The 9727-nt window shown below is 62.3% G+C and carries 7 protein-coding genes; 5 read left to right on the top strand and 2 right to left on the bottom strand.

The window, feature by feature from the left end:
• Both CMI59_RS06215 and CMI59_RS06210 read right to left on the bottom strand, forming a co-directional pair.
• On the bottom strand, positions 1-1455 hold a 1455-nt coding region (locus CMI59_RS06215), incomplete at its 3' end, for a hypothetical protein (RefSeq protein ID WP_293326170.1).
• Between the two features lie 230 nt (positions 1456-1685).
• A complete protein-coding gene (locus CMI59_RS06210; protein ID WP_293326167.1) occupies positions 1686-2243 on the bottom strand; it encodes a CAP domain-containing protein in 558 nt (185 codons plus the stop codon).
• Positions 2244-2434: 191 nt separating this feature from the next.
• Here CMI59_RS06210 and CMI59_RS06205 point away from each other — a divergent pair, with 191 nt between their 5' ends.
• From CMI59_RS06205 to CMI59_RS06185, 5 genes are all read left to right on the top strand, one after another.
• On the top strand, positions 2435-2923 hold the full coding sequence (locus CMI59_RS06205) for a MerR family DNA-binding transcriptional regulator (protein ID WP_293326164.1): 489 nt from the start codon (positions 2435-2437) through the stop codon (positions 2921-2923).
• Between the two features lie 85 nt (positions 2924-3008).
• Positions 3009-4802 (top strand): acyl-CoA dehydrogenase C-terminal domain-containing protein, encoded by a 1794-nt coding sequence (locus CMI59_RS06200; protein ID WP_293326161.1) that lies wholly within the window; start codon positions 3009-3011, stop codon positions 4800-4802.
• Positions 4803-4837: 35 nt separating this feature from the next.
• A complete protein-coding gene (locus CMI59_RS06195) occupies positions 4838-5995 on the top strand; it encodes an acyl-CoA dehydrogenase family protein (protein WP_293326158.1) in 1158 nt (385 codons plus the stop codon).
• 98 nt (positions 5996-6093) lie between these two features.
• A complete protein-coding gene (locus CMI59_RS06190; protein WP_293326155.1) occupies positions 6094-7299 on the top strand; it encodes an acetyl-CoA C-acetyltransferase in 1206 nt (401 codons plus the stop codon).
• A 17-nt stretch (positions 7300-7316) separates the two neighbouring features.
• The gene (locus CMI59_RS06185; protein WP_293326153.1) at positions 7317-9524 is read left to right on the top strand and encodes a 3-hydroxyacyl-CoA dehydrogenase NAD-binding domain-containing protein; all 2208 of its coding nucleotides are present in this window, start codon (positions 7317-7319) and stop codon (positions 9522-9524) included.
• Positions 9525-9727: the final 203 nt, after the last annotated feature.

Raw genomic sequence — 9727 nt, 5'->3', positions numbered from 1 at the left:
GGCCTGCATCGCCGGTTGGGCCTGCATTACAGGCTGGGCGGGAATTGCGGAAGGCACCATGAACCCTTCGCCACGTCCCTGGCTGCCGATCGACGGCAGATCGAACTGCGCGCCCCCCATGCCCGGCGCGTTCAGCGCGGCCGCGGTGGGGAAGTTGGGCGAGAAGCTGCCTTGCGGCCCCATGCCGGCATTGATCTGCGGCGCGGCGGGCCGCGCCGCGCGCTGCTTGGCCGACTTTTCCAGCCGGGCAAGGCGTTCGGTCGTGCGCGCCAGCACGCTCTGCACCGATTCCAGCGCTTCTCGGCTCTGGTGATCGGTCTCGCTCAGCCGGTTGGCGATCTGCGATAGCGTTTCTTCCACATTGCGCGTGGTCTCGTCGGTGCGGTGTTCGCTTTCTTCGAGACGCTGCGCCAGCATGTCGAGCTGGTCGGCCAGCTCACGCGGCATTTCCGGTTCGCGCGGCCTGGAAAGATCTTCGATCTGGCGCGCAATGCCGTTCATGCCCTTATGCACGGCGTCCAGCGCATCCTGGCTTTTCTGTTCGGTCTGCTCCAGTCGTTCGGAAAGCCGGGAAAGGCTCTTCTGGAGACTGGAAATCGTGTCGCGCTGGCTGTCGGCCTGCGCCTTGTCCTCGAACGCCTTCAGCGCCGCCTGCACGGCCTTGGCCTGGGTCTGTTCCAGATTGCCGCTGACGCCGGAAAGGCTCTGCTCCATCTGCTCCAGCCGCTGGGAGAGGAGCGAGAGGTGCTTTTCTTGTGCTTCCGCACGCTTCTTTTCGGCTTCGCGTTCGTTGGCCTGCTCGGTCTCGTCGATGCGCGAGGAGAGCTGGCCCAGCATGTTGCGGATATCGGACAGGGAAGCATTGGTCCGCTTCTCGCTGGTGTCCAGATGATCGACCACCGCGTTCACCGCCTTCTCCAGCGTCTGGATCGCGTGCTTGTCCTCGGCGGTCTGCTGGGGGCCGCCGCTGTCCTTCTCCGCGCGTTCCAGCCGTTCGGCCAGATGCTGCAGCTTGCGTTCCAGAGGATCGATAACGGCTTTCGTCTCCTGCTGCGGCTGGGCGGGCGCATGTTCGGCGCGGACGATCCGGTCCGCCAGCTCATCGATGGTTTCGCCCAGACGCCGCGTCAATTCCACGGTCCGGTCTTCGCTGCGCTCCAGCCGTCTTGAAAGATTGCGGACCGCATCGGCCAGGCCCTCCATCTCGCCGTCGCCGGGCCGGGCGGCCTGCGCAGGCGCTTGCGCGGCGTAGTCCGGGCGTCCGCCCGAGCGGGTCTGGTTGCTCCAGCCGCTCTGTTCGCCGCCGTCGCCGGACACATCGTCCGTGCCGCTGTCCATGATGACCTGGTTCAGCCACGCGCCAAGCGTCAGGCCCGAGCGGCGCGCAGCCTGCTTTGCAGCTTCGCGCGCTTCAGGCTCTATGCCTTTGACGCTCCAGGGGACCCCCGATCTCATCCGAATCACTAGCCTTTGAACGGTTTGGGTCAGTATATGCCACGGAATATGGCGTTTAAACGTGTGGGTTAGCCCAAAATATTGACATCGGCACCATATCTGGTGAATCGCACCGATTCTCTATCGAGCCTCGGCCGCCTGAACGGCCTCTCCCGCATGCCGCCTATAAAGCGCCGGGCACCGTAAACAGCTGGTTAATGATTCAGGGATTCATGCGTATATGCAGGGACTTAAGGCCCGCCGAAGACCTCGGTTGCATAGACCTTGTCGCCTGAGCGCGCCACCCCCATGCCGGTGATGGTGAAGCTCGGATCCTGCATGTTCCGCCGATGTGCGGGGCTGTTGCGCCATTTGGTGAAAAGCTTTTTCGCCAGCGCCTTGTCGTCCAGATCGGGCCCCTGCACGAAGACGATGTTCTCGGCCAGCGAGCCCTTGTAGTCCTCGTCCACTGCCAGAACCCGCTCTTTCGGGCCCTGATCGTCCGGGTTGAAATGGCCGAAGAAATCGCGAAGCGCCATGTCCTGGCTATGAACGGCGGCGGCCTTTTGCAGGCGCGGATCGACCGAGAGCGGACCGGCCCCCTTGGATTTGCGGAAGGCGTTCACCTCGTCGAGCAGCGCCCGGGCGAGGGGGGTGTCCGCCTGCGCCGAGGCTTCGGCCTGCGCGGGCAGGCTCGATGTGTTGACCCGGACGAACTTGTCGCCGCCCGAGGAATTGCCCGTCGTCTGGCAGCCCGCCAGGACGAGGCTCGCTGCGACGGCGATGATGGCCGCATATCCCGATTTCATGATCCCTCCCTTTAGAGACATCGGCATTCTGACCGAACATGCCCTCTCATCCGAGTGGGAAATTGTGGCGCCGGTTTGAAATCTCCGGGCAGGCGATATGCTTGACGTTTACGTCAACGTCACCTAGAGTCCGGCCACTTCAAATCGAGCGAATAAAGCCGGAAAACCGGCGAATGTCGGGGAGATGGAACATGGACCAGCAGACGTCCGAACATGCTGTTTTGGCGGGCAGTCACGAGGGTGACAAGCACGGGCCTTGCCCGACTTTCTCGATCACCCAGCTTGCCGAGGAGTTCGGCCTCACCACGCGCGCCATCCGCTTTTATGAAGACAAGGGGCTCCTGTCGCCGGAGCGCCAAGGCCAGACGCGCGTCTATTATCCGCGCGACCGCGCCCGTCTGATCCTCATCGTTCGGGGCAAGAATGTCGGTCTGGCGCTGACCGAGATCAAGGAAATCCTCGATCATTACGATCCCGCCGAAGGCTGCGAAACGCAGGACCGGATCGCCCTGGAGAAGTTCCGCAATCGCATTACGAGCCTGGAACGCCAACGCGACGAGATCGGCCTGCAGGTCGCCACGCTGCACGAAGCCTGCCGCCGCCTTGAAGAACGAATTGCCGCCGACGGAAATTCCGGGAAGGATGCGCCGAAGAAGCGTCAAAAAGCCTCTATAGGTTGAGGCTTTGCCAATCGGCGCGGGGCCGTCCGTCATTCCTGTGAGTGATGCAACGGGGTCCCGCGGTCAGACGATCTCGAGGTAATCAATGCCCAGCTACAAAGCCCCCCTTCGCGAATATAATTTCCTTCTCTATGAGCTGCTGGGCATCCAGCAATATTCCAACCTGCCCGGCTTCGCGGATGCGTCGGAAGACCTTGTCCGCGCCATCCTGGAAGAAGCCGCGAAGCTGACCGAGGAAGTCCTCCAGCCGCTCAATCAGGTGGGCGACCGCGAGGGATGCAAACTCGAAAACGGCGAGGTTACCACGCCGACCGGCTTCAAGGAGGCCTACAAGACGCTCGTCGAAGGCGGCTGGCCCGCGCTTGTCGTCGATCCCGAATATGGCGGCCAGGGGCTGCCCAATTCGCTCGGCGTGATCTTCAACGAAATGGTGTCCTCCGCGAACATGGCCTTCGGCATGTATCCGGGCCTGAGCCATGGCGCCTATTCCGCGATCCATCAGCACGGCACGGATGAGCAGAAGCAGAAATATCTGCCCAAGCTCGTCTCCGGCGAATGGACCGGCACGATGAACCTCACCGAACCCCATTGCGGGACGGATCTGGGACTTCTGCGCACAAAGGCTGTGCCGCAGGGCGATGGCAGCTTCAAGATCAGTGGACAGAAGATCTTCATTTCGGCGGGCGAGCACGACCTTGCCGAGAACATCCTGCATCTTGTGCTGGCGCGCATCGAGGGCGGCCCGGCAGGCGTAAAGGGCATCTCGCTCTTCCTCGTGCCGAAATATTTCGTCAACGAGGACGGCTCTCTGGGCGAGCGCAACGGCGTCTCCTGCGGCTCGCTGGAAGAGAAGATGGGCATTCACGGCAACGCGACCTGCGTTCTCAACTATGACGACGCCGTCGGCTGGCTCGTCGGCGAGGAGCACAAGGGCCTGCGCGCCATGTTCACCATGATGAACGAAGCGCGTCTCGGCGTCGGGCTGCAGGGCCTGTCGCAATCCGAAGTCGCCTATCAGAACGCGGCGGAATATGCACTGGAGCGTCTTCAGGGCCGCTCGCTCACCGGCCCCAAGGTGGAAGACAAGCCCGCCGATCCGCTCATCGTCCATCCCGATATCCGCCGCATGTTGCTCAATGCGCGCTCCTTCAACGAGGGCGCCCGTGCGCTGCTCGTCTGGACGGCGCTGCATGGCGACCTGTCGCATAAGTCGGAAGACGAAAAGACCCGCGAATTCGGCGACGACATGATGGCGTTGCTGACGCCGGTGCTGAAAGGCCATCTGACGGATCGCGGCTTCCTCAACGCGGTGGAAGCGCAGCAGGTCTATGGCGGCCATGGCTATATCGGCGAGTGGGGCATGGAGCAGTTCGTGCGCGATGCGCGCATCGCCATGATCTATGAGGGCGCGAACGGCGTTCAGGCGCTCGACCTTGTCGGTCGCAAGCTCGCCTCCAATGGCGGCCGCGCCGTCTTCGCCTTCTTCAAGGAAGTGGACGAGTTCGTCTCCGCCAACGAAGGCAATGCCAAGCTCAAACCCTATCTCGAGCCGGTCAAGCTCGCGCGCAAGCGTCTGGAAGAAGCGACCATGTGGTTCATGGAGAACGCGCTGGAAAATCCGGACAATGCCGGTGCAGGCTCCACGCCTTACATGCATCTCTTCGGCATCACCGGCATCGCCTTCATGTGGGCGATGATGGCGAAGGTCGCGCTGGACAAGCTCGAAGAGGGCGCCGGCGACCAGGCCGAATTCTACGAGACCAAGCTCACCACCGGTCTCTTCTATATGCAGCAGGCAGTACCGGAAACGGCGATGCAGCTTGAGCGCGTGCGCGCGGGCTCGTCGAACATGATGGCGCTGGCCGCGAATGATTTCTGATAACGAGAACGCAAGAAAAACAGGGAGCGTTACGGATGACACTTAATGAGGGATACAAATCCCCCTGGCTCAACGAAGAGCTGGAAATCCTTCAGGACGCGGTGAAGAAATTCTACGAAAGGGAATTCGTGCCGCATGTCGAGAAGTGGAACGACCAGGGCTGCGTCGATCGCGATGCATGGCTGAAGGCCGGTGAGGCGGGCATTCTCTGCGCTTCCATCCCTGAGGAATATGGCGGCGGCGGCGGCACCTTCGCCCATGAAATGGTGATCACGCAGGAACAGAGCCGCGCCGGCGTCGGCGGCTTCGGCAATTCGGTGCATTCCGGCATCGTGGCGCACTATGTGAAAGCCTATGGCACGGAAGAGCAGAAGAAGAAGTGGCTGCCGAAAATGGCGTCCGGCGAACTGGTCGGCGCCATCGCCATGACCGAGCCGGGCACGGGCTCCGACCTTCAGGGCGTGAAGACGACCGCCAAGAAGGACGGCAACCAGTATGTGCTGAACGGTCAGAAGACCTTCATCACCAACGGTCAGAACGCGGACCTCATCTGCGTCGTCGCCAAGACCGATCCGGAAGCGGGCGCCAAGGGCACCTCGCTCATCATGGTCGAAACCGACGAAGTCGAGGGCTTCCGCCGAGGCCGCAATCTGAAGAAGCTCGGCCAGAAGGCGCAGGATACCTCCGAACTCTTTTTCGACGACGTGAAGGTGCCGCTGACGAACCTTCTGGGGGAAGACGAGGGCAAGGGCTTTATCCAGCTCATGCAGCAGCTTCCGCAGGAGCGCCTCATCATCGCCGTGCAGGCCTGCTGCGCGATGGAAAAGGCCGTCGCGCTGACCGCCGAATACACCAAGGACCGCAAGGCCTTCGGCAAGTCGATCCTCGACTTCCAGAATACGCAGTTCAAACTCGCCGAATGCAAGACCGAGGCGACCATCGCCCGCGTCTTCGTCGATGACTGCGCGGTGAAGCTGCTCGACGGCAAGCTCGATGCGACGACCGCGGCCATGGCCAAATGGTGGACCACCGAGAAGGAGAACGAGATCGTCGATACCTGTCTCCAGTTCTTCGGCGGCTATGGCTACATGATGGAATATCCGATCGCTCAGATGTATGCGGACGCACGCATCCAGAAGATCTACGGCGGCGCCAATGAGATCATGAAGATGCTCATTGCCCGCACGCTCTAGGACAAGAAACCACGCCCCGCGATTGCGGGGCGTGGCACATTCAAACCAATAAAAGAACGGTTGCCGGTACGACCGGCGTGTCAGACAGGGAGCTCCCCATGACCGATTGTTTCGTTTACGACACCGTGCGCACGCCGCGCGGCAAGGGAAAGAAGGACGGCGCGCTGCATGAAGTGACCGCGCTGGAACTTTCCACGCAGACGCTGAAGGCCATCCGCGACCGCAACGGTCTGGACACCTCCAAGGTGGACGATGTGGTGCTGGGCTGCGTCGATCCCGTCGGCGAGCAGGGCGGCGACATCGCCCGCATCGCGGTGCTGAACGCCGATTACGCCGATACGACGGCGGGCGTGCAGGTCAACCGGTTCTGCGCGTCCGGTCTGGAAGCGACCAACATGGCGGCGGCCAAGGTCATCTCCGGCGAAGCCGATATGGCGATTGGCGGCGGCGTCGAATCCATGTCGCGCGTCGGCATGGGCGCCTCGGGCGGCTCCTGGTCGACCGACCCCAACATCGCGTTCAAATCCTACTTCACGCCGCAAGGCATCGGCGCCGATCTCGTGGCGACGAAATACGGCTTCTCGCGCGACGATGTGGATGCCTATGCCGTGGAATCCCAGAAGCGCGCAAAGAACGCTTGGGACAAGGGCTATTTCTCCAACTCGGTCATCCCGGTGAAGGACATCAACGGGCTCACCATCCTCGATCATGACGAGCATATGCGCCCCGAAGCGACCATGCAGTCGCTGGCCGCGCTCAATCCTTCCTTCGCCTCGCTCGGCGAATTCGCCTTCGACGGCGTGGCGCTCGACCGCTATCCGGAAGTGGAAGAGATCACCCATGTTCATCATGCGGGCAATTCCTCCGGCATCGTGGACGGCGCCTCCGCCGTGCTCGTCGGCAATTCGGAAACCGGCAAGGCGATGGGGCTGAAGCCGCGCGCGCGGATCCGCGCCATGGCCTCCATCGGCTCCGAACCCTGCATCATGCTGACGGGCCCGGCCGATGTGTCGCGCAAGGCGCTCGCCAAGGCGGGCATGAAGCCGGAAGACATCGACCTCTACGAACTCAACGAAGCTTTCGCCTCCGTCGTGCTGCGCATGATGCAGTCGCTCGACATTCCGCATGAGAAAATGAATGTGAATGGCGGCGCCATCGCGATGGGCCATCCGCTGGGTGCGACCGGCGGCATGATCCTCGGCACGGTGCTGGACGAGCTGGAACGCCGCGATCTCAACACCGCGCTGGTGACGCTTTGCGTTGGCGCGGGCATGGGCACGGCCACCATCATCGAGCGCGTCTGAGCGAGGGAGAAAAGACAATGACCACATACGAAAACTTCAGCTTCGACGTCGATAGCGACGGCATCGCGCTCGCGACCTGGGACATGCCGGGCCGCTCCATGAACGTGCTCTCGCAAAGCTCCATGGCCGACATCGCCTCGATCATCGAAAAGATCATGTCGGATGACGCCATCAAGGGTGCCGTCATCACTTCCGGCAAGGGTGCCTTCTGCGCCGGCGCCGACCTCTCCATGATGGGCGGCCAGGCCGGCGGCGGCGACGGCGGCTCGCCGGAAGACCGCGTGAAGGCCATGTATGAGGGCAACCTCAAATTCAACATGCTGCTGCGCGATCTGGAAACCTGCGGCAAGCCGGTCGTCGCGGCGATCAACGGCACGGCGCTGGGCGGCGGCCTCGAAGTGACGCTCGCCTGCCATTACCGCGTCGCCGCCGACAATCCGAAAACGCAGCTCGGCCTGCCCGAAGCCAAGGTCGGCCTCCTGCCGGGCGGCGGCGGCACGCAGCGCCTGCCGCGTCTTATCGGCGCGGGCGCGGCCCTGCCGATCATCCTGCAGGGCTCGTCGCTCAATCCGGAAAAGGCGGCCAAGGCCGGCATCGTCCACAAGGTCGTGCCCGCCGATCAGCTCATCGATGAAGCGAAGAAATGGATCAGGGAAGTCGGCGATGCCGAGCAGCCCTGGGACAAGAAGGGCTACAAGGTGCCGGGCGGCGATCCCAACTCCAAGGGCGGCGCTCAGATCTTCACCATCGGCAATGCGCAGCTTCACAAGCAGACGCATGGCAACTTCCCGGCGCAGAAATATATTCTCTCCTGCGTCTATGAAGGCCTGCAGGTGCCGATCGAGGCCGGTCTTCGCATCGAAAGCCGCTACTTCACCAAGCTGCTGATGGATCCGCGCTCCAAGGCGATGATCCGTTCGCTTTTCCTCTCCATGCAGGAACTGCAAAAGGGCGCGCGCCGCCCCGCGGGCGTGCCGGAGTTTAAGGTGAAGAAGCTCGGCATTCTCGGCGCCGGCATGATGGGCGCGGGCGTTGCCTATGTCTCCGCCCAGGCCGGCATGGAGGTCGTGCTGCTCGACACCGATCAGGCGAATGCGGAGAAGGGCAAGGCCTATTCGCAAAAGCTCCTCGCAAAGGCGCTGGAGCGCGGCAAGACCACTCAGGAAAAGATGGACGCCACGCTGGCGCGCATCACGCCGACGACCAACTTCGACGACCTCAAGGGCGCCGATCTCGTCATCGAGGCGGTGTTCGAGGATCGCGGCATCAAGGCCGAGGTGACCAAGAAAGCCGAACCGATGATCGCCGAAGGCGGCATCTACGGCTCCAACACCTCCACCCTGCCGATCTCCGGTCTGGCGCAGGCCTATTCCAAGCCCGAAGAGTTCATCGGCATTCACTTCTTCTCCCCGGTAGACAAGATGCAGCTTGTCGAAATCATCATGGGCGAGAAGACGTCCGACGAGACGCTCGCCAAGGCGATGGATTACGTCAAGCAGATCCGCAAGACGCCCATCGTGGTGAATGACAGCCGTGGCTTCTACACCTCGCGTTGCTTCGGCACCTATGTGAGCGAAGGTCTCGCCATGCTGGCCGACGGCATCAAGCCGGCCATCGTGGAAAACACCGGCAAGATGACCGGTATGCCCATGCCGCCGCTCGCGCTCAACGACGAAGTGTCGCTGGAACTCGGCTACAAGGTCCGCCAGCAGACCAAGAAGGATCTCGGCGACAAATTTGTCGAAGGCCCCGCCGACAAGCTCATCGAAAAGATGGTCGTGGAGCTTGGCCGTATGGGCCGCAAGGCGGGCAAGGGCTTCTACGATTATCCGGAGGGCGGCAAGAAGAAGCTCTGGCCGGGCCTTGCCGATCTCGTGGAAACCAAGATCGAGGAAGCCGATCCGGAACTTGTCGAGGAATACAAGAAGCGTTTCCTCTGCATCCAGGCGCTGGAAGCGGCTCGCTGCTTCGAGGAAGGCGTGGTGACGGATGTGCGCGATGCCGATGTCGGCGCGATCCTGGGCTGGGGCTTTGCACCCTGGACCGGCGGTCCGCTCTCCTACATCGACATGCTGGGCACGAAAGCCTTCGTCGAACTCTGCGACAGCCTCGCCCAGAAATATGGCGAGCGCTTCAAGCCGAATGCGCTGCTGCGCGAAATGGCGGAGAAGGGCGAAAGCTTCTACACCCGCTTTGCGCCGAAGAAGGAACAGGCCGCGGCCTGATCCGATCTGGTAACGAACGATGCGGAAGGGCGGTCCTTGGGGCCGCCCTTCTTCTTTGGTTCGCCCGCGCCGCCTGCTAGATTGTTTTCTTTAGGCTTGGGCCTGAGTTTGGATCTGGGGCGTTCGTGTTGGTCCGTCTTTTAGCGTTTCTTGTTGTTGTCGTTCTGCTTGACGGGGCGGGCATACGGGCCCGGGCCGAGGTG

The organism is Parvibaculum sp. (genome assembly GCF_002684405.1).
In the GTDB taxonomy this organism is placed as follows: Bacteria; Pseudomonadota; Alphaproteobacteria; order Parvibaculales; family Parvibaculaceae; genus Parvibaculum.
This window is presented reverse-complemented; position numbering and strand designations above follow the sequence as displayed.

What these genes read in the sequence shown, in the direction of transcription:
- CMI59_RS06200 (WP_293326161.1), top strand. Translation starts at nt 3,009, where the DNA reads ATGCCCAGCTACAAAGCCCCCCTTCGCGAATATAATTTCCTTCTCTAT.
- CMI59_RS06205 (WP_293326164.1), top strand. Translation starts at nt 2,435, where the DNA reads ATGGACCAGCAGACGTCCGAACATGCTGTTTTGGCGGGCAGTCACGAG.
- CMI59_RS06195 (WP_293326158.1), top strand. Translation starts at nt 4,838, where the DNA reads ATGACACTTAATGAGGGATACAAATCCCCCTGGCTCAACGAAGAGCTG.
- CMI59_RS06190 (WP_293326155.1), top strand. Translation starts at nt 6,094, where the DNA reads ATGACCGATTGTTTCGTTTACGACACCGTGCGCACGCCGCGCGGCAAG.
- CMI59_RS06210 (WP_293326167.1), bottom strand. Translation starts at nt 2,243, where the DNA reads ATGAAATCGGGATATGCGGCCATCATCGCCGTCGCAGCGAGCCTCGTC.
- CMI59_RS06185 (WP_293326153.1), top strand. Translation starts at nt 7,317, where the DNA reads ATGACCACATACGAAAACTTCAGCTTCGACGTCGATAGCGACGGCATC.